The organism is Pseudomonas sp. 05L36 (genome assembly GCF_056398125.1).
Map to the genome: position 1 here is coordinate 380133 of NZ_JBFTOU010000001.1, position 20697 is coordinate 400829.

Sequence of the window (20697 nt, forward strand, 5' to 3'; positions counted from 1 at the left end):
GTCAGCCCTTTTTGGTGATCGGTCGCTTGGGTGCTTCGCCGCGGGTCTCATCTTGAGTCACTTGGCGATACCAGAGTTCGTGGTGTTTTCTCGCCCAGGCACGGCTGACCCAGCCGTGCACCATGGCGCTGACCGAACCCTTGATCCAGACCCCGGCATAGATGTGCACGATGATGCTCAGGATCAGCACGAAAGCGGCCAACGCATGCAGCAACATCGCCCAGCGTATCGCGGTGATGCCGAAATACTCGCTGAAGTACGCGCGCCAGATCACCAGTCCGCTGAACAACAGCACCAGCATGCACAGCAGTAAAGTCCAGAACAGCAGCTTCTGCCCGGGGTTGTATTTGCCGATGGGCGGGACGCCCTCCTCTTCATTCTTCACGACCCGATCGATGCGCTTGAGCCACAGGCGATCATTGGCGATGAAGTAGTTGGCGCGCCAGAAGCGAATCACCAGGCCGAGGAACAGCAGGAACATCAGCACGCCCATGAACGGGTGCAGAATGCGCGTCCATGGCCCGCCGCCGAACAGGTTGCTCAGCCAGAACAGCGCCGGGTGGAACAGCGCCAGCCCGGACAGCCCGGCCATGAAGAACAGAATCGCCACCAGCCAGTGATTGGTGCGCTGGTTACTGGTGTAGCGCAGGATCGTCTTGTTGCTCATGGCCTGCCCTCCCCACGGGGATCGAAGGTATGCACCGACGGATCGACTTCGTGCACGGTGTTGTCCGGCGGTTCCGGATGCTCATCCTCTTCGACGATTTGCGGGCCGACACGTACGTAGTGGAAGAACCCGGCCAGCACCGCTACGCCCATGGCCAGCAGCGCCAACGGTTTGCTCACGCCTTTCCACAGCCCTACCAACGGACTGATCGCCGGGTGATCGGGCAAACCGGCGTACAGTCTTGGCGTATCGGCGTGGTGCAGCACGTACATCACGTGGGTGCCGCCGACGCCTTCAGGGTCATACAGACCGGCGTTTTCAAAGCCACGGCTCTTGAGATCAACGATACGCTCGGCGGCATGTTCCTTCATGTCGTCCTTGGAGCCGAACACGATGGCACCGGTCGGGCAGGTTTTCACGCAGGCCGGTTCCAGCCCTACCGCCACCCGGTCCGAGCACAAGGTGCATTTGTAGGCCTTGTGATCCTTTTGCGAGATCCGTGGAATGTTGAACGGACACCCGGTAATGCAGTAGCCGCAGCCAATGCAGTGGTCCTGATCGAAATCGACGATGCCGTTGGCGTGCTTGATGATCGCCCCCGGGCTGGGGCATGCCGCCAGGCAACCGGGCTCGGCGCAGTGCATGCAGCCGTCCTTGCGGATCAGCCATTCCAGGTTGCCGGCGTCGGTCTCGTGCTCGGTGAAGCGCATCAACGTCCAGGTTTCTGCGGTGAGGTCCTGCGGGTTGTCGTAGGTGCCATGGTTGTGACCGACCTCGTCACGCAGCTCGTTCCATTCCGAGCAGGCGACCTGGCAGGCCTTGCAGCCGATGCATTTGGTGGTGTCGATCAGCTTGGCGACTTCCTCCATGCCACGCACCGAGGGCGCAGGTGTGGTGGTGGCCGAACGGGCGATGATGTCTTGGCTGGCCATTTAGACTTTCTCCACGTTGACCAGGAATGACTTGGATTCCGGGGTCTGGGTGTTGCCATCGCCGAGGAACGGCACCAGGGTGTTGGTCAGGTAACCGTGCCGCGTGAGCCCGGTGAACCCCCAGTGCAACGGAATACCGATCTGGTGCACCACCTGATTGTTGACCTGCAACGGACGAATCCGCTTGGTCACCACCGCCACCGCTTCGATGAAGCCACGCTTGCTGCTGACCCGTACCCTGTCGCCTGCGACGATGCCTTTTTCCTTGGCCAGCACTTCACCGATCTCGACGAATTGCTCCGGCTGGGCAATCGCGTTGAGCTTGCAATGCTTGCTCCAGAAGTGGAAATGCTCGGTCAACCGATAACTGGTGGCGGCGTACGGGTAATCCTTGGCCACGCCGAGGGAATCCCACACCGAATCGAAGATCCGTGCCGCCGGGTTACTGGTGGCTTTCTTGTTTTGCGGGTGCAGCGGGTTGATGCCGATCGGTGTCTCGAACGGCTCATAGTGCTCGGGGAACGGGCCTTCGTTCATCTTGTCGACGGCGAAGAATCGCGCCACCCCTTCGGGGTTCATGATGAACGGGTTCATCCCGGCTTCCGGCGGCACGTCGGCCTTGTAGTCCGGCACATCGGTGCCGGCCCAGGCTTTGCCATTCCACCACACCAGGCGTTTTTTCGGATCCCACGGTTTGCCTTGCAGGTCTGCCGAGGCGCGGTTGTAGAGAATCCGCCGGTTGGCCGGCCAGGCCCATGCCCAGCCTTGGTGTTGATGCATGCCGTAAGGGTCGGCATTGTCGCGGCGGGCCATCTGGTTGCCGAGCTCGGTCCAACTGCCGCAGAAAATCCAGCAGCCGGACGCCGTGCTGCCGTCGTCCTTGAGCTGGCCGAACCCGGCCAGTTGCGCATTGGCCTTGATCGCCGCCCCCGTGGCGTCGGTGAAGTCGGTGGTGGCAGAGCCGTTGATTTCCTTGGCCAGCTCTTCCGGCGAAGGTTCGTCGGGGATCTTGTACGGCCACGACAATTTGAGCAGCGGGTCGGGGTATTTGCCGCCATTGGCCTGATAACGCTGACGCAGACGCACGAACAGTTCGCTCATGATCCGGATGTCGGTCTGCGCTTCGCCCGGCCCATCGGCGCCCTTCCAGTGCCATTGCAGCCAGCGACTGCTGTTGACCAGCGAGCCGTCCTCCTCGGCAAAACAGGTGGTGGGCAGGCGAATCACTTCGGTCTGGATGTCGGCGCTCTTCACATCGTTGTACGGCCCGACGTTGCGCCAGAATTCCGAGGTTTCGGTGGCCAACGGGTCCATCACCACCAGCCACTTCAGTTTGGCCAGTGCCGCGGTCACCCGGTGTTTGTCCGGCAGCGCGGCAATCGGGTTGAAGCCCTGGCACAGGTAGCCATTGACCTTGCCCTGGCCCATCAGATCAAACACCTTGAGGATGTCGTATTGGGGAATGTCCAGTTTCGGCAAGTAGTCGTAAGCCCAGTTGTTCTCGACCGTGGCATTGGCGCCGTACCAGGCTTTCATCAGGCTGACGTGGAACTTGCCGTAGTTCTGCCAGTAAGACAGTTGCCCCGGGCGCAACGGTTTTTGCGTACGCTTGACGATGTAGGCGTTGTAGTCCTGTTCGGCATCGCCGGGTAGCGAGAGGTAGCCCGGCAGTGAGTTGGACAATAAGCCCAGGTCGGTCAGCCCCTGGATGTTGGAGTGCCCGCGCAAGGCGTTCACGCCCCCGCCCGGCATGCCGACGTTACCCAGCAACAGTTGCACCATCGCCGCGCTGCGAATCATCTGCGCGCCGATCGAGTGCTGGGTCCAGCCCAGCGCATAGAGAATGGTCATGGTCTTGCCCGGCGTCGAGCAAGTGGCGATTTCCTCCCAGATTTTCTGCATGGCATCGACCGGCATGCCGCAGATCTGGCTCGACAGTTCCCTGGTGTAACGGCTGTAATGCTGCTTCATCAGTTGATAGACGCAGCGCGGGTTTTGCAGGGTCGGGTCGACCTTGGCAAAGCCGTCTTCACCGAGCTCATAGCCCCAGCCGGATTTATCGGTGTAGAGGCGCTTGGCCGCATCGTATCCGCTGAAAATACCGTCCTCGAAGCCATAACCGGCTTTGACGATGAACGACACGTCGGTGTAGTTGCGCACGTATTCGTGCTGGATCTTGTCCTCGGTCAGCAGGTAATTGATCAGCCCGCCCATGAAGGCGATGTCGGTGCCGGTACGGATCGGCGCGTAATAGTCGGCCACCGAGGCGGTCCGGGTAAAACGCGGGTCGACCACGATCAGCCGCGCCTTGTTGTGCGCCTTGGCTTCGGTCACCCATTTGAAGCCGCACGGGTGCGCTTCTGCTGCGTTGCCGCCCATCACCAGAACCAGATTCGCGTTGGCGATATCGGTCCAGTGGTTGGTCATGGCACCACGGCCGTACGTCGGGGCAAGACTTGCCACCGTCGGGCCGTGTCAGACACGCGCCTGGTTATCAAACCCCAGCATGCCGAGACTGCGAACCACCTTGTGGGTGATGTAGCCGGCTTCGTTGGACGCCGCCGATGCCGCGAGGAAACCGGTGGTCAGCCAGCGGTTCACCGTTTGGCCCTGGGCGTTCTTCTCGATGAAGTTGGCATCGCGGTCGGCCTTCAGCAGGTCGGCGACTCTATCCAGTGCTTCATCCCAGGAGATGCGGGTCCATTCGGTGCTGCCGGGTTTGCGCACCTGCGGGTATTGCAGGCGTCCGGGGCTGTGAATGAAGTCCAGCAGGCCCGCGCCTTTGGGGCAAAGGGTGCCGCGGTTGACCGGGTGGTCGGCGTCACCTTCGATGTGGATGATGTTTTGCGTGACATTCTTCGCCGTATCACCCTGGCTGTACATGATCAAGCCGCAACCGACCGAGCAATACGGGCAGGTGTTGCGGGTTTCATGGGTGTGGGCGAGCTTGAAGTGACGCACCTGTTCGGCAAAGGCAATTGTCGGGGCCATGCCCAACGCGCCCAGGCTAGAGCCTGCAAGGCCGATACCGGCGACCTTGAAGAACTGACGACGGCTGAGATCCATCGTGCACTCCTGATCAGGTGGAACCCGGTACATGGCCGGGCCTTTTTGAACAACCACGGTCGCGGCAGTCTGGCTGCCGACACTACAAACTGTAGTCAACCGGTTGGCGTTCTGTGTAAAAACCGACCGTCGGGTAAATCCAGCGGGCCGTGAAGATCCTTGTAGGAGCAAGCTTGCTCGCGATGGTGTGTCAGTTGACATCACCGTATCTGACACACCTTCGCGAGCAAGCTCGCTCCTACAGTAAGTTGGCGCTTATCATAGGTGCATGTTCAACCCCGCCTTCACGAGATCCCGCATGACTTTCGATTTTGATCAGGTGTTCGACCGTCACAACACCGGCAGTACCAAATGGAGCCGCTACCCGGCCGATGTGTTGCCGATGTGGGTCGCCGACATGGATTTCGCCGCGCCGCCGGTGATCATCCAGGCCCTGCAAAAACGACTGGAACACCCGATGGTCGGTTACAGCGTGGCCCAGGATGACCTGCGCGAGGCGATCGTCGCCGATCTCTGGAACAAGTACGCCTGGCGCGTCGAACCCCAGGAACTGATCTTCCTGCCGGGCGTCGAGTCGGGCTTCAACATGGCATTGAAGGCCCTGGTGCAGGCGCCACAGAACGTCGTTGTGCAGGTGCCGAACTACCCGCCGCTGCGCCACGCCCCCGGGCATTGGGGCCTGAACAAGGTCGAGCTGAATTTCGATGCGCATGCCGATGGCACCTACACCACGCCGCTGGATACCCTGAGCCAGTCGCTGCAAGGTGGCGGCGCACTGCTGCTGAGCAACCCGCATAACCCGCTGGGCAAGGCCTTCCCCCGCGCAGAGCTGCAAGCCATTGCCGACATTTGCCTTGAGCATGACGCCTGGATCATTTCCGACGAGATCCACGCCGATTTGTGCTTCGACGGCCGCGCGCACATTCCGCTGGCGACCCTGAGCCCGCAAGTGGCCCAGCGCACCATCACGCTGATGTCGGCGAGCAAGGCCTACAACATCGCAGGTCTCAAGACCTCATTCATGATCATCCAGGACCGTCACCTGCGCGAGAAGGTCAACCACGCCCGTTGCGGCATGGTCGACAGCGTCAATCCGCTGGGCATGGAAGCCACCCGCGTCGCCTACAGCGAAGCCGCGCCATGGCTGGCCGAGCTGAAGGTCTATCTGCAGGGCAACCGCGACTTCCTCGCTGAGGCCGTGCACACCCGCCTGCCGGGCATCAGCATGAACCTGCCGCAAAGCACCTATCTGGCGTGGCTCGACTGCTCGGCACTGGGGCTGGACGACCCACAGCAGTTCTTCCTTGAACAGGCCAAAGTTGGTTTGAGCGCGGGCCTGGACTTTGGCGATGACTGCAAGCAATTCGTGCGCCTGAACTTCGGTTGCCCACGGTCGCTGCTGGAAGAAGGCATTGCGCGGATGGAGCGCAGCTTGCGCCATCTCAAGGCCTGATCAGCCCCTCAGCAACATCGAAGATCCCTGTAGGAGCGAGCTTGCTCCGGGCGGCGATCCGACGATGGCGTCGTGTCAGCCAGCATCAATATCGACTGTGCCGACGCCATCGCGGGCAAGTCGGATCGCCGCACCGCCGCTCCTACAGGCAATTATTGAACCGACCCAAGCCCGCGATGCTCAACAGCCTATAGCCCTGCACTGGCGGTTGTTTCGAGATCTGAGCCATGAGCTTCATTACCTGGGTGGCGGTGTTGGGGGCTGTGTTGCTGACGCTGGCACTGACCTCGTCGTACCTGCGCTGGATGCCGGTCACCACTTCGGCGGTGTGTCTGGTACTGGGCGTCGCCATCGGTCCGGCGGGCCTGGTTTTGCTCAGGCTGGATATCAAAGAGTCGTCATTCTGGATCGAGCACCTGACGGAAGTCGCGGTGCTGTTTTCATTGTTTGTCTGCGGTCTAAAGCTGCGACCAGCACTTCGTGATCGCCAATGACGAGTGGCGTTCGTTCTGGCGGGACCGGTGATGGTGCTGACGATTGTCGGAGTCTGCCTGCTGCTGCATTTCGCTTTCGGACTGGCATGGGGGCCCTCGCTGCTGATCGGGGCGATACTGGCGCCGACCGATCCGGTCCTGGCCTCGCTGGTTCAGGTCAATGACGCCAAGGATGACGATCCGGTGCGGTTCGGACTCTCGGGCGAGGCAGGACTGAACGACGGCATCGCGTTCCCGTTTGTGATTCTGGGACTGCTGTTGTTGCAGCAAAACGGCAGTTTTGCCAGCGGTCTGGAGGACTGGATCTTCGAGCGCCTGCTGTGGGCCGTGCCCGTCGGACTGCTGACCGGTTACTGGATGGGCCGCGGCATTGGCCGCCTGACCTTGTTCATGCGCATCAAGAATGCCGACAGCACGTTTTCCCCCAACGATTACCTGGCGCTGGCGCTGATCGCACTGGCTTATGTCGTGGCCGAAACCATTGGCGGCTATGGGTTTCTCTCGGTGTTTGCCGCTGGCCTGGGCTTGCGCCAGGCCGAGGTCAAGACCAGCAGTGACGCCCACACGCCGGCCGAGCACCTGGTTCAAGCGGTGGTCGGTCATCAGAATGCCGAACCCCAAGCGGCCGTGCTCGGCAATGTGGACCACCTGGAAGACACGCAAGTCGCGGCCGGGATCATGATGGGCGACATGTTGTCGTTCGGCAGCCTGGTGGAACGGGCCATGGAAGTGTTTCTGGTCACCTTGCTCGGGGTTGTGCTGATCGCACACTGGGACTGGCGGGCGCTGCTGGTCGCGTTGGTGCTGTTCGGGACGATTCGCCCGCTGACGGTCTGGCTGATGCCGTGGGGGTCGCTGCTCAATGGCCCGCAACGCTGGTTGATCGGCTGGTTCGGCATTCGTGGCATCGGGAGTTTTTACTACCTTTTCTATGCCTTGAACCACGATCTGGTGCCTTCAGTGGCAACGGTGTGTGCCGACCTGACGCTCTCGGTGGTCGCCCTGAGCATTCTGGTCCACGGTATCAGCACCCAGCCGCTGCTTGCCCGCTATGAACAGCGCAACCGCCGCGTCACTTCATCGCCAAAGCAATGACTTCCACCAGGTTGAGCTGGGTAAAAGGTTTCGACAAACGCGGCAGATGGGCGGCAAAGCCTTCCAGCCGCTCGGCATAACCGGTGGCGAGGATGATCGGCACACTCGGTCGCATGTTCCTGATGGCATTGGCCAGTTGCGCGCCACTCATCTGTGGCATGGCCATGTCGGTGATGACCAGATCGATATCCGGTTCACTGTCGAACAGTTCCAGTGCCCTGGCACCGCAAGCCGCACTGATGGTCCGGTGTCCGAGGTCCTCGAGCAGCAGGCTGGTGCTGGTCAACACCAGACTGTCATCGTCCACCACCAGTACACACAGGCGGGGCACTTCCATGGCCTGAGTTTGCGCTACCGGCTGAACCACCGAGCCCTGGGTGGCAACCGGCAACCACAACTCGGCCGTCGTCCCCTGATCCTTGTTGCTTTTGAGGATGAAGCGCCCACCCAATTGTTCGATAAAACCGTGGACCATCGACAACCCCAGGCCCGTACCTTTACCGACGCCCTTGGTGGTAAAGAACGGGTCCATCGCCGAGGCCAGCGTGGTTTCATCCATGCCCTCGCCGGTATCAGTCACATTCAGGCAAACGTAACGCCCCGGCGCAAGGGATGAAGTGGCGCTGTCGGTCACTTCATCGGTTCTGGCGCTGAAGATGATGGTCCCGCCATGGGGCATGGCGTCACGGGCATTGGTTGCCAGGTTCAGTACGGCCAGTTCCAGTTGATTGACGTCCGCCATCACCGGTTCAAGATCCTCGGGAAAGCGTACTTCGATGTTCACCGAAGGACCGAGGGAGCTGCGCAATAGCCCGGAAATGCCTTCCACCAATGCCGGTATCCGCACCGGTTCCGATTTGAGTTCCTGGCGTCGGGCAAACGCCAGCATGCGCTGGGTCAGGGAAACCCCGCGCAAGGCGCCTTGGGTGGCGTTGTCGATCAGGCGGGTTATTTTTGGATCGTCCGTCACCCGTTTACGCACGATTTCCAGATTGCCGAGGATCACCGTCAGCAGGTTGTTGAAGTCGTGGGCGATGCCGCCGCTGAGTTGGCCGATGGCCTGCATTTTCTGCGCCTGGAACAAGGCCTCCCGGGTTTGCTCCAGCGCCTGCTGCGCCTGGGTGACTTCAGTGATGTCCCGGGTAATCTTGGCAAAACCGAGCAAGGTGCCGGTGTCGCCCCGGATCGGATCGACAATGACATGGGCATGGAACCGCGTACCATCCTTGCGCACCCTCCAGCCCTGGTTTTCAAAGCGCCCTTCACGAATGGCGATGTCCAGCGTCCTTTGTGGTTCGCGGGCATCGCGATCCTGCGGGGTATAGAACATCGAAAAATGCTGGCCAATGACTTCTTCCGGCAAGTAACCCGTGATGCGCTGGGCGCCCAGGTTCCAGTTGCTCACGTGTCCGTCCGGCGAGAGCATATAGATCGCATAGTCAGTAACGCTCTGCACCAGCAGACGGAACTGCTGTTCGCTTTGCTTGAGGATTTCCTCGGCCATTTTGCGATCGGTCAGGTCCCGGGTGATCTTGGCAAACCCCAGCAATGTGCCCGACGGGTCGAGGATCGGGTCGATGACCACATGGGACCAGAAGTGTGTGCCGTCCTTGCGCACCTGCCACCCTTCTCCCTCGAAACGCCCTTCACGGATCGCCGTGTCCAGTGCCCGCAGGGGCAAGCCGACACGGCGATCGTCATCGGTGTAGAAGCGCGAGAAATGCTCGCCGAGGATCTCGGCCTCCTCATACCCCTTGAAACGCCTGGCGCCGGCATTCCAGCTGGTAATGATGCCATCGGTATCGATCATGTAGATCGCGTAGTCGATCACCGCATCGATCAATAGCCGAAAACGACCGTCTTCGATGGCACTGGCCTTGGTTCGATCTTCGCTCATTGATCCCACCGCCTCATAGTTTCACTGGAGTATGGGTCATACCGGGATTTTGGAAAGCCCACCAACGCGGCAGCAATTGCTTGACCTTGCTCTCGCCAAAACGGTCGTCGATCAACATCACCACCCCTTGATCCTGTTGCGTACGGATGACCCGCCCAGCAGCCTGCACCACTTTCTGTACGCCGGGAAACAGATACGTGTAGTCGTAACCGGCGCCAAAAATGGCGGCCATGCGCCGCTTCAGTTGCTCGTTCACCGGATTGAGCTGCGCCAGCCCCAGGGTGGCGATAAATGCGCCGATCAGCCGGGCACCGGGCAAATCGATGCCTTCACCAAAGGCCCCGCCCAGCACCGCAAAGCCGACACCCTGGCCGTCGGCGTGGAATTGATCGAGAAACTGCTGACGTTGCGCTTCGCCCATGCCTCGGGACTGCGACCACAGACTGATGTGCGGATGCTTCTCGGCGAGTAACTGCGCCACCTGCTGCAAATAATCGAAGCTGCTGAAAAACGCCAGGTAATTGCCGGGACGTTTGCTGAACTGTCTGGCGATCAACTCCACGATCGGTTCAAGGGAGGACTGGCGATGCACGAAGCGGGTGGAAATCTGATCGACGATGTGCACTTGCAGTTGATCGGCATGAAACGGCGACTCGACGTCAATGCACACCGTGTCCGCCGGTGTCCCCAGTAAATCGGCGTAATAGTGCCGGGGGCTGAGGGTCGCGGAAAACAGCACCGTGCTGCGCGCGGCGGTCAGGCGCGGGCGGATGAACCCGGCGGGGACCACATTGCGCAGGCACAACTGCGAGAGGTTGCGCTTGCGCTCGAGGTCACGCTTGCTGATGTCGAACAGGAACTGTTCATCGAACAATTCGGCCACCCGGCAAAAATGCAGCATGTCGAAGTAAAAACCCTGCAGTGCACTGTCCAGCCCTTGAGGGTGATCGTTCAGGTAATCACCGATGCTGGCGCTGCAAGACGACAGTGCCTGAAGGAGCTTTTCCGGCGCCTTGTCATAGGCCTGATAAGCACCGGTTTGCGCGCCATGCAGGACATTCCACTCGCGGTTGACCCGCTGCATCGGCTTTTTCAGCGCTTCGGGTGCGGATTTGCGCACGCTATTGAGGGTCCCTTGATCGAGGCTGGCGCTGTACATCTGCCGGCCGCGTTCCACCAGGTTATGGGCTTCGTCGACCAGCACCGCGACTTTCCAGTTGTTGGCCTGGGCCAGACCGAACAACAAGGCGCTGAAGTCGAAGTAATAGTTGTAGTCGGCAACCACCACGTCGGCCCAGCGCGCCATTTCCTGGCTCAGGTAATACGGACAGACATCGTGCGCCAGGGCGACCTCGCGCAAGGCGCTCTGGTCCAGCAGGCTCAATTGACTGGCCGCCTGCCGTGCGGCGGGCAGGCGATCGTAGAAACCCCGGGCCAATGGGCACGACTCACCATGGCAGGCTTTGTCCGGGTGTTCGCAGGCCTTGTCCCGGGCGATCATCTCCAGCACCCGCAACGGCGGCGCACCGGCGCTGGCAAGAATCACTTGCGCGGCGTCCAGGGCCAGTTTGCGTCCCGGGGTTTTCGCCGTGAGGAAGAACACTTTGTCCAGTTGCTGTGGCGCCAGCGCCTTGAGCATGGGGAACAAGGTGCCCAGGGTTTTGCCGATTCCGGTGGGTGCCTGGGCCATCAGGCAGCGCCCCGTGCTGATGGCCTTGAACACCGACTCGGCCAGGTGGCGCTGCCCCGGTCGAAAGTCGGCATGGGGAAACGCCAGACGCTGCGCCGCCCGATTGCGCCCCTCTCGATGGGCGACTTCCTGTTCGGCCCATTGCAGGAACCGCGCGCAATGCCATTCGAAGAATTGTTGCAACTCCATGGCATCGAAAGGCTCGACCAGGCAGGTTTCCTTTTCGCTGACGATGTCGAAATACACCAGCGCCAGGTTGATTTGAGGCAGATCCAGTTTCCGGCACATCAACCAGCCGTAGATTTTCGCCTGGGCCCAATGCAACTGGCGGTGGTTGGACGGTTGCTTGCTCAAATCACCGCGGTAGGTCTTGACCTCTTCCAGGCAGTTTTGCCCGGGGGCATAGCCGTCCGCCCTGCCCTTGACCGTCAAGGTTCGATACTGGCTCTCCAGGGCGACTTCGCTTTGGTAACCCTCGCTGCGTCGCGATGCCACCGTACGGTGCCCGACAATGCCTTCCAGCGCGGTCGGTGACGGTGTGAAGCGCAGATCGAGGTCGCCGGCCTTGGCGGTGAACTCACACAGCGCCCGCACCGCAATGCTGTAGCTCAAGCGCCCGGCTCCGCCCATTGCACGTAGCACACGGCAATCGGCATCTGGTGTTCGTGGCAGAACTCCAGCCAACGCAACTGGTTGTCCTGCAGGCGATCGCCCGGGCCTTTGACTTCGATCATGCGGTAGGTCTTTTGCTGCGGCCAGAACTGGATCAGGTCCGGCATGCCGGCACGATTGGCCTTGATGTCCAGCAACAAACGGTTGAACCAGTGCTTGAGGTGCTCGGCCGGGAGGCAATCCAGGGCTTGCTCCAGCAGTTCTTCGCTGAGCACGCTCCAGAACACGAAAGGCGACTGCACGCCCCACTTGGCGACATAACGTTCGCGGATGGTCTGCCGGTAGCGCCCGTCGTCGAGTTCGGCCAGGCACGCCTGAAACAGTTCGGCCCGACGGCCATGGAAGTCTTCGCTGAGCAAATCCACCGGCCCGCGCTGGAACGGGTGAAAAAACGCGCCCGGCAAAGGCGCAAAAATCGCCGGCCAGCACAACAAGCCGAACAGCGAGTTGACCAGGCTGTTTTCGACGTAGTGCACCGGCGCCGAATCCTCAGCCAGATGCGCCTGAACATAAAACTCGACCGACACTGCGGGATCGACTCTTGGTAGTTGCAGGTCCAGACGCTGCATTTCCCGAGGCGCTGCCCGCTTGATGGGCGGCCCGCCGAGCTTGCGCCGCAGGCGCGGCAGCACACGGAGCAGCTGTTGTTGTTCGGCGGCGCTCTCCGGCGCCTGTTCGGCCTCTGCGGCCAGCTCCAGCGCCAACTCAAACTCGCCACTGCGTTCCAGCACGCGAATCAGCCGCGAACGCGCGCCCGGATAGGCACATTCGCGGTAGAGGTGCAGGGCCATGGCGAAATCCGCGATGCGTTCGCAATACTGGCCCATCTGGAACAGCAGCTTGCCGCGCCGCCGTTGCAACCATGGGTTGTCCAGCACCAACCCCTTGATGCGCTCGACCACCTCTTCCAGCGCTTCACCGGCCTCGAATTGTTGCTGGTACGCGTGCAGGAGGACACAGGCATCCACGTCTTCGCGGCTGCGCAAGCCACGGGACTCGGCACAGAACTCGACTTTTTCGTAGGTATAAATGCCCAGGTCGGCCAGCACAAACTCCGACCAGTCCTGGTACAGGTTGCCGAAGAACATCAGGCGCAGGCGATCGCACAACGCCATGATGGTCAGGCTGAACAGGCGCTCGTCCAGCCACGGGCACCAGTCGTTGAAGCTCTGCGTCTGGGGAAATTGCGCGCTCAGCGTCGGCAGCCAGTCGGTTTTCTTGCCTTTGGGCTGCTCGATGGCAGCGGCAAAGGTCTGGAGGATTTCGGCCTTGAGCAGCACCTCGAACAGCTCGTCGATGGTGATTGGCATTTGCCTGTCGACCCAACCCAGTTCGAGCAGCGGGCCGGCGGCTGTGCCGATATCACCGATTTCGTCGTAATGCAGCTTGCTCGCCCTGAAATGAACGCCTTTGCGCATGACCATTCTGACCAGCAGTGCCTGCGATTCACGGGGTACCCCCTTGAACGCATGAATGAAATGCTGCTCTTCGACGCTCAACACATCGCTAGAGCGCTGCTCAAGCCAATCAAGCACTTGCATGAAGTTGTTCAGGTAATAGAACGGATCGTCGAGGGGATTTGCAGTCACAGGGAAATGGGCCATGGCGAGCGAGTACTGGTTATGCGTACAGATACCAGTTCCACCCTGCCCGGTGCAATCGGAAAAGGATAAATGGCGCTGTACGGAATTTTTCCCGAGCAGTAGAACTTTCTGCCCCCCGGTGGCACCAACCGCCATAGAGGTGCAGTGACAGCCATCGAATTGATGGCGCTGCTTCAGAACCTATGGAGGTGATTATGGATATCAAGACTTTGGGCTTGCCCCTGGCGGTAGCGGCCCTGCTGACGCTGGCCGGTTGCTCGACGCCAACGGTGGTGACGCTGCAGAACGGCACTCAGTACCTGACCAAAGACATGCCGAAAACCAAAACCAGCGACGGGTTCTTCGAGTTTGAGGACATTTCGGGTGCGAAGGTCAAAGTCAGGGCCGATGACGTGGCGACGATTCGCCAGGAAGACTAACGTTTCTCCTGGCACGATGTGGCAGGTTTCGAGCACTGCTTTACACTCGACAGACCCCGTGCGACCGAATGACTGTGCAACGCTTCGACACGATGCGGTGCAATACGGGCATCACGTAAAGATTCTCAGGTGACGTCGAAATGAAAATGGTCACGCCACTTCTGGCCTCTCTGCTCGCCGTCAGCGCGTGCGTGACTGCGAGCGTGTGTGACGCTGCCACAAAGGCAAAGGCAAAACCGAAGCCCTTGCCAACTTACAAAACCAGTTTCGATTGCGCCTCGCCCCAGGCATCCGCCGAAAAGCTCATCTGTCATGACGCCCAACTGGCGCAGATGGACCTGGAACTCAATCGCCTTTATCTGCTGGCGCTCACGGATGAACATTCGGTGCCGCGCCCGGATAAAGTCGAGGTTGATCAACAGTTCTGGATCGACGCCCGCAACCAGTGTGACAGCGGCGCGCAAGCCAGGCCCTGCGTCATTCGCAGTTATGCCGAGCGCGCGCATCAATTGCGCCAGGGTTCGGCCATTGCCAGAACCAAAGACCCAAGCAGACGCACCGAAGGCCCCATTGCCTTTCATTGCGCAGGGCTCAGCCCGCTGGTTGCCGCCACGTTCTTTACGGTCGAACCGGGCGTTGTGTTCCTGAAATGGGCGAACACCTCGATCACCCTGGACCAGGTGCCGAGCAATTCCGGAACCCAGTACACGGGCAAGGATTACAAAGGCAACTACAGCTTCTGGCAAATCGGCGATGACGTGTTTTTCCAGATACCCGGTTCAGGGCAGATGAGTTGCGCAGGCGAGCCGGTCGGCTGAGGACGATGGCATCGGGACGTCCTGTCCCGATGGCCGCTCACCGCTTCAACTGCCGGTGCGAATCTTGTTCCACACTCGCGTACGCCCCCGATCGATATTCAGAGGCATGGCCTCCAGCGCAAACAGCTTGCCCATCATTTCAGGACTTGGGTAAACCTTGGTTTCAGGGTTGCGCTGTTCTTGAATTGCGTGATGCTCATGGGAGTACCTGTCGCTGTAGAGACGCTGTTCAGTGCATGAAACCTTCCATGAAACCGGCCACCCCGCTGGCCAGCTTGCGCCGCCAGGGCGCGGTCGCGGGGTTGGCCAGGGTCTGGTCCTCATGGACAAAGCTGCGGATGATTGCGTTGTAGCCGAGCCAGCGGATGGGTTCCGGCTCCCAGGCCCTGAGCGCGTCGAGGCCGCGCTGGGGGATGACCCACGGCTGGCGCACCAGATCGGTGTCGCGGCCCAGGATCAGGTCAGCCAGCGTGCGGCCACCCAGGTTGCTGGCACCAATACCCTCCCCGCCATAGCCGCCCGACAGGGCAATGCCGTTGGCCCGATCGCAAAGCATGTGCGGCTGGAAATGCCGGGACATGCCCAGGTTGCCGCCCCAGGAATGGGTGATCTGCACGTTCTTCAACTGCGGGAACAGCTCGCCGAACAGGTAGCGCCGCAGGTGTATTTCGTCAGTGGTCAGGTCGAAGTCGTGGCGCAGTTTGCCGGCGAACTGGTACCCGCCACGGGCGCCAAAGATCAGTCGGTTGTCAGCGGTGCGCTGACCGTAGGTGACCTGGCGACTGGCCTCGCTGAACGCCTGGCCGCGGCTCAGGCCGATTTCGTCCCAGGTGGCCGCCGACAATGGCTCGGTCGCGACGATCAGGCTCTGCACCGGCATCTGATAACGCCCCAGTGGCGACAAGGTGACGGAGTAGCCTTCTACCGCCGGCACCACCCAGCGACTGCGCACCGACGCTTTCGCCGTGCGCAGGCTGCCGGACTGCCAATGGGTGACCGGGCTGCTTTCATAGATTTTGACCCCCTGGCGCTCCACTGCCCGGGCCAGCCCTCGGACCAGCCTGGCCGGGTGAATGGTCGCCACGTGCGGCGCGTAGATTGCGCCGTAGGGTTTGGCGACGCGGATCTGCTGCGCCAGTTGTTCCGGGCTCAGCCAGCGATAGTGGCTGTCGTTGAGGCCCTGGCGGTGGAGATCGTCCAGGTAGTGGCGAAGGCTGGCCTCCTGCTCCGGATAGCGCGCAGCGCAGTACAGCACTCCGCCTTTACGGTAATCGCAGTCGATCCCCTCACGTTCGAGGACAATCTCCACTTCGTCTGGAATGCTGTGCAACAAATCGTAAGAGGCACGGCGCTCTTGCGCCGGCAGGTCTGCCAGCAGGCGATCTTCACCCAGCAAGTTGCCCATCAGCCAGCCGCCATTGCGCCCCGACGCGCCGAAACCGGCGGTCTGCGCTTCGACAATCGCAATGCTCAGGTCCGGTTTGTGCTGCTTGAGGTAGTACGCGGTCCAGAGACCGGTGTAGCCCGCGCCGATGATTGCCACGTCGACATCCAGGTCCCGCTCCAGCGCCGGACGCGCCAACAAAGGCTCGTCGAGCTGGTCCATCCACAAACTGATAGTGCGCCACGCCGGCATGCAAGACTCCGTCACTCAAACTTCAATGGCGTCGATCCTAGTGCGTGGGCTCAGGCGCTGTCTTGCGCGCGTGCACGCAAAGAAATTTGTTTGACGTAGGCCTTGGGTGACTGGCCGGTGTGCTGGCGGAAACAGCTGTAGAACGCTGACAGCGAATTGAATCCGGCAGCGAACGCCAGCTCATCGATACGCACAGGCGGTGTGGCGTCATCCAGCGCCGCGAGCAAGTGTTGCAGGCGTGCCTGGTTGACGTAGCGGTAGAAGCTCTGGCCCAGCACCTGATTCAACAGATAGGAAATCTGATTGCGGCTGTACCCGCACTCCTTCGCCACCTGTTGCAGATCAAGCTCCGGGGCAAGATACGGCTGTTGGCGCTGGAAATACTGCTGCAGGTCATCGGCCATGAAGCTCAATTGGCGAGGCGACAGGCCGAGCCGGCTGACCGCCGGGCGCTGGTTACTGGAAGTTTTGCTGCCAGGTTGTTCATGCACCAACGAGGCATATTCATTGACCCGCCAGATCAGCCCGTTCTTGACGGTGATCGCTTCACTGGCGCGCAACGACACCAGCCCTTCACCGCCGCGCAAGGTGATGCGGTATTGAATGAACGCGGTGTTGCCGTCCAGTCGAATGCGGTCAGAGTGCTCCAGCGCTTCGTCCGGATCCCGGGGCATGCTGCTACGCACGTATTCGCGTAATTCGGCCCGGCCCATGACCCGGTTCTGGAAAAAGTCGTTGTACTGGACTTCGGGGTGATAGAGCGCCATGACGCCGTCCAGATCCCGGTGCTTCCAGCGCAAGTGATAGCGCATGACCGTCTCGCCCGTGGCCTGGGTTTGCAACGGGCCATCATCATCGGCGTGCATTGAAAATCTCGACGGAAAAAACCGAGCTTGCCCAACTTGCGCCTTGTCTTCAACGACTAAACGGATGAAGGCTTTTGAGCGCAAATGCGAACGAAGCGTGACCTGAATCAAAAAAATGGCGGCAATCGCCAAATGAACTGAAAAATCCACATTCTTTTTACATCCGGATGCTACTTTTAAACACTGTCACTGGTTGAACCAATGAAGGTTCTTCCCTCCTACCATGAGCTAAGGGAAGCGCTCGATAATGAAGGCGGGTAACACATGAATAGAGGGTTCAGTAAGGTCACGTTTCCAAACGCCTGCCAGCTGATGCGCTGGCATTTTCATCCCATGGGTTTCGAGGCGAGCATGGACGCCCCGGGCAGCATGATTGCCCGTCTTTTTGATCGTGCCACTGGCGAGACCATGATCGCCATTGCCGGTATTCCTTGCGCCACCGTCATGAATGCCGCGGATGTAGAACTGATAATCGAAGCGGTGGAGGATGAACTTCAAGCCTTCGTACCACCGGAGGCCTTCAAGAGTTATGCCTGAAGGCTAAAGGCGCACAATGAAGCCCACATCAGGTGGGCTTTTGTGGGTAAGGAAAGATCAAAAGATCGCAGCCTTCGGCAGCTCCTACAGTTGACGGTGTACACCCTGTAGGAGCTGCCGAAGGCTGCGATCTTTGCAATTCAGGCCGACGCTTTGCCCTGCCGATGATCGACAAAGAACGCCTTGCCCTTGCCCACCCGGTCGGAGGCCTTGGGCATGTTCGCAGCCTGGGTGTCTTGCGCATCGACGTACCAGTAGCAATGGCTGACGGCGCGGGTAATACCCACGTAGGCCAGCCGCAGGATCTCGTCCTTCTGGGCGTTGTCGTAGGGTTCGCTGTCACCGGCCTTGCCCAGGCCCGCCATCCGGTAAACCTGATTCTTGTAGGGCGAGCTGGTCAGGTGCTGGCAGTCGCCCAGCAGAAACACCGCATCGGCCTGGAGGCCCTTGGCACTGTGATACGTCAGTTGCTTGAGCCTGCGAGCCTCATACGGCAAGCTAGAATCAACATTAACTACAGACTGAATATGTTCTTCTATCAATGACTTATCGCTACTTTTTCGATAAAGCATCAAGATCGAATCGCCCTTTCGGTAATGTTCCATCAGGCGCTGGGCCATGCCTTGGTCATCACGATCAAGGACGTTCACCGGCAGCAATGCCTTGGGTTCACCGCTAGCCTTGGCTTTCTTCCCGGCAATCGCCGGTGCTGCACGCACGATGTGTTCGGCGGCATCGATGATGTGCTGGTGGCTGCGATAGTTGTCGCTGAGCATGACCTTGGTGGTGCTCGGCGACGGGAACTCCTTGTTGAACTCCATGAAGTAGGTCGGCGAACTGCCGCGCCAACCATAGATGGACTGCCAGTCATCGCCCACACAGAGCAGCGAGGAACGCTGGGCGCCGCGTCCGACATGCATGGCCGGCCCGCGACTGCGGATCTCTGCCAGGCTGGCCCTGATCCAGGAGACGATTTGCGGCGAGACATCCTGAAACTCGTCGATCATCAGGTGTGACAGCGGTCGCAGCAGATCATCGCTGAGCAGTTTGAGATTCTCCGGCGAATGCTCGCTGAACAGCGCAAACATCCGGTTGTAAGTCATGATCGGCGGTTTCTGATCGAGCAAGTGATCTTCCAGCGCCCGCCAGTAAAGGCTCAAGGCCTCGAAGAAGAACCGGTCGGGATCGTCCTTGGCGAAACTCATCTGGCCGACGGCACTCGGCACGTCCAGCCCAAGATTTTCGATGAACCCGGCGGCGGCGACAAAGCAATCGAGCAACGGCGCGGAGGCGAGCTCGCCCTTGACCTTGTAATCGAAGCCCGGCCCGGCGCTGGCATCGCCCGCCAGCGAGGCCAAAACACGTTTCGATGATTCGTAGCTATCCAACCATATCAATGGCTTACGACAGAAAGCTTGAAACAGGGTGCGCTTGACTGCCCACTCTGCGCGCACCGACAGCTTGGCGTTTGGTCGCGTGACCTGCGGGTTTTCCCGAGGGTCGAACCCCAGCACCACCCAGGCATCCAGGGACGGGATGTAGCCGTGACTATGAAATTTCGAACCGTTGATATCGAACGACTGGCGATTCGGCTCAATCCCCTTGATGGGCCAGGCACCGGCGCGAAACCACAGGTCCTCAATGGCGTCGCACAGTTCTTCATCGCGCTTGGCCGCCAGTTCGGTAACACCCATGCGTTTCTGCACATCCGGGTGATCCCGCTCCAGCTCCCTGAGTTGCAAGGCGTGCCGGGACAATGGCTTGATCAGCTCACGAAAACGTTCATCCTCATTGTGCAGACGGTGATAGCAGGCGTTGAGCTGTTGGCGTTGAGCGTCGTTGATCCGCAGATCGAACGGATTGCTGTCGACCTCCTCGTCACCCTGCGCAGCCCGCAGGCTGAGGTTCTCGAATGCCTGCAAACGCTCGAAACCCGGAAGACTGCGGACCATCGGCAGGATCCGCGAGTGAAAGGTGCGCACCAGGTCCCGCGCCTCCTTGAAACTGATCGCGCGCCCCCAGAGCGCAAACAGTTCGATCAGCTTATTGATGAAGTCCTTGCGCGACTCACGAGTGAAGGTCACCACCGTCATCGAACTCAGCTCGAAGCCCAGGTAATGGGTCAACAGCAAGATACGCAGCACCAGCGTGGTCGATTTGCCGGCACCGGCGCCCGCGATCACCGAGGTGGATGGCGTGTCGCTGAAGATCATTTTCCACTGGGCGGCGCTGGGTTGGGCATGGGCTGGCAACAACCGGGCGACATCCGCCTTCATGCGCTTCTTCAATTCGGCGTTCAACGGCAGGCGCCAATCGTCGAACAACAGGTCATCGACATTCGGTGGCCGGTGTTCGGTGGCGCGCGAGTCGCGGATCAGCAGGACCTGCCGACCCTCCTCCAGCCCCTCGAGCTTGCCTTCCTTGTAGCCGTAATCGACCCCGGCGCTGTGACCGCTGCGAAAACCGTCGGCCTGGCCATGCAACCACGACGCACGATGCTGTGCGTGCAGGCGGGTCAGGCTGTAACCGAAGAATCGGGCGAGCAATCGCTTGATCAACGGCATCTCGGCCAAGGGGCGAAGTTCGGGAGGAAGATCGGGGGTGTGTTGCGGCACGCGGACTGACTCCAGGGTGTGAGGCTGTTGAGCGCTATGGTGTCTGCATTTGCTCTCGAGTTCTAGTGAATTGCTTATGACTCATTGGCTTATGCGATGAAGTGAAGGCTGGATGAGAAACTTCCGAGTTCGTTTTATATCAATGTATTCGATGGGAATGCTGCATTTTTTACGCTTTTTATCGATTGTTGCCTGTTGGATGATGGCCGTCATCACTCACCGGTCTCGCTTCGTGG

13 protein-coding genes and 2 pseudogenes are annotated in these 20697 nt (G+C 60.3%); 5 read left to right on the forward strand and 10 right to left on the reverse strand.

The genetic code is table 11. From position 1 onward, the window contains the following. Position 1: 1 nt before the first annotated feature. The 3 genes from AC1DKH_RS01675 to fdnG are packed head-to-tail and all read right to left on the reverse strand — an operon-like array spanning position 2 to position 4665. Positions 2-667, reverse strand: coding sequence for a formate dehydrogenase subunit gamma (locus AC1DKH_RS01675; RefSeq protein WP_477797238.1), 666 nt, complete (start codon positions 665-667; stop codon positions 2-4). Further along, on the reverse strand, positions 664-1599 hold the full coding sequence (fdxH, locus tag AC1DKH_RS01680) for a formate dehydrogenase subunit beta (RefSeq protein ID WP_477797239.1): 936 nt from the start codon (positions 1597-1599) through the stop codon (positions 664-666). Before fdxH ends, AC1DKH_RS01675 begins: the two co-directional genes overlap by 4 nt. Next, the gene (fdnG, locus tag AC1DKH_RS01685) at positions 1600-4665 is read right to left on the reverse strand and encodes a formate dehydrogenase-N subunit alpha (RefSeq protein WP_477797240.1); all 3066 of its coding nucleotides are present in this window, start codon (positions 4663-4665) and stop codon (positions 1600-1602) included. Between the two features lie 298 nt (positions 4666-4963). Between fdnG and AC1DKH_RS01690 the strand changes: the two genes are divergently transcribed. Together AC1DKH_RS01690 and AC1DKH_RS01695 are read left to right on the forward strand one after the other, a co-directional pair. Beyond that, a complete protein-coding gene (locus AC1DKH_RS01690) occupies positions 4964-6118 on the forward strand; it encodes a MalY/PatB family protein (RefSeq protein WP_477797241.1) in 1155 nt (384 codons plus the stop codon). 227 nt (positions 6119-6345) lie between these two features. Then, positions 6346-7707: pseudogene (locus AC1DKH_RS01695) on the forward strand (cation:proton antiporter). Here the strand turns inward: AC1DKH_RS01695 and AC1DKH_RS01700 are convergent. From AC1DKH_RS01700 to AC1DKH_RS01710, 3 genes are read right to left on the reverse strand one after another with little or no spacing between them, the layout of a single operon-like run. After that, a complete protein-coding gene (locus AC1DKH_RS01700) occupies positions 7685-9604 on the reverse strand; it encodes a hybrid sensor histidine kinase/response regulator (RefSeq protein ID WP_477797242.1) in 1920 nt (639 codons plus the stop codon). The pseudogene AC1DKH_RS01695 and the gene AC1DKH_RS01700 sit on opposite strands and share 23 nt — an antisense overlap. A 13-nt stretch (positions 9605-9617) precedes the next feature. Beyond that, complete coding sequence (locus AC1DKH_RS01705) at positions 9618-11906, reverse strand: ATP-dependent DNA helicase (RefSeq protein WP_477797243.1); 2289 nt, start codon at positions 11904-11906, stop codon at positions 9618-9620. Further along, positions 11903-13570: a VRR-NUC domain-containing protein gene (locus AC1DKH_RS01710; RefSeq protein ID WP_477797244.1), complete on the reverse strand. Its 1668-nt coding sequence runs from the start codon at positions 13568-13570 to the stop codon at positions 11903-11905. The genes AC1DKH_RS01705 and AC1DKH_RS01710 overlap by 4 nt, the downstream gene beginning before the upstream one ends. 194 nt (positions 13571-13764) lie before the next feature. On the opposite strand from AC1DKH_RS01710, the gene AC1DKH_RS01715 reads away from it, so the two are divergent. Continuing rightward, positions 13765-13989: a YgdI/YgdR family lipoprotein gene (locus AC1DKH_RS01715; protein ID WP_477755483.1), complete on the forward strand. Its 225-nt coding sequence runs from the start codon at positions 13765-13767 to the stop codon at positions 13987-13989. A 140-nt stretch (positions 13990-14129) separates the two neighbouring features. Next, positions 14130-14807, forward strand: coding sequence for an MliC family protein (locus tag AC1DKH_RS01720; RefSeq protein ID WP_477797245.1), 678 nt, complete (start codon positions 14130-14132; stop codon positions 14805-14807). A gap of 45 nt (positions 14808-14852) precedes the next feature. Here AC1DKH_RS01720 and AC1DKH_RS01725 read toward each other — a convergent pair. From AC1DKH_RS01725 to AC1DKH_RS01735, 3 genes and pseudogenes are all read right to left on the reverse strand, one after another. Next, positions 14853-14972, reverse strand: a pseudogene (locus AC1DKH_RS01725) (spermidine/putrescine ABC transporter substrate-binding protein PotF); the annotation flags it as partial. Positions 14973-15036: 64 nt separating this feature from the next. Further along, positions 15037-16443 carry an NAD(P)/FAD-dependent oxidoreductase gene (locus AC1DKH_RS01730; protein ID WP_477797246.1) on the reverse strand — a complete coding sequence of 469 codons (1407 nt, stop codon included), beginning with the start codon at positions 16441-16443 and terminating at the stop codon, positions 15037-15039. Positions 16444-16493: 50 nt separating this feature from the next. Next, positions 16494-17309 carry a helix-turn-helix transcriptional regulator gene (locus tag AC1DKH_RS01735; RefSeq protein ID WP_477797247.1) on the reverse strand — a complete coding sequence of 272 codons (816 nt, stop codon included), beginning with the start codon at positions 17307-17309 and terminating at the stop codon, positions 16494-16496. Positions 17310-17573: 264 nt separating this feature from the next. On the opposite strand from AC1DKH_RS01735, the gene AC1DKH_RS01740 reads away from it, so the two are divergent. After that, positions 17574-17846 (forward strand): DUF1652 domain-containing protein, encoded by a 273-nt coding sequence (locus AC1DKH_RS01740; RefSeq protein WP_477755487.1) that lies wholly within the window; start codon positions 17574-17576, stop codon positions 17844-17846. 140 nt (positions 17847-17986) lie between these two features. On the opposite strand, the gene AC1DKH_RS01745 is transcribed toward AC1DKH_RS01740, so the two are convergent. Continuing rightward, positions 17987-20461 (reverse strand): UvrD-helicase domain-containing protein, encoded by a 2475-nt coding sequence (locus tag AC1DKH_RS01745; RefSeq protein ID WP_477797248.1) that lies wholly within the window; start codon positions 20459-20461, stop codon positions 17987-17989. Between the last annotated feature and the right edge of the window lie 236 nt (positions 20462-20697).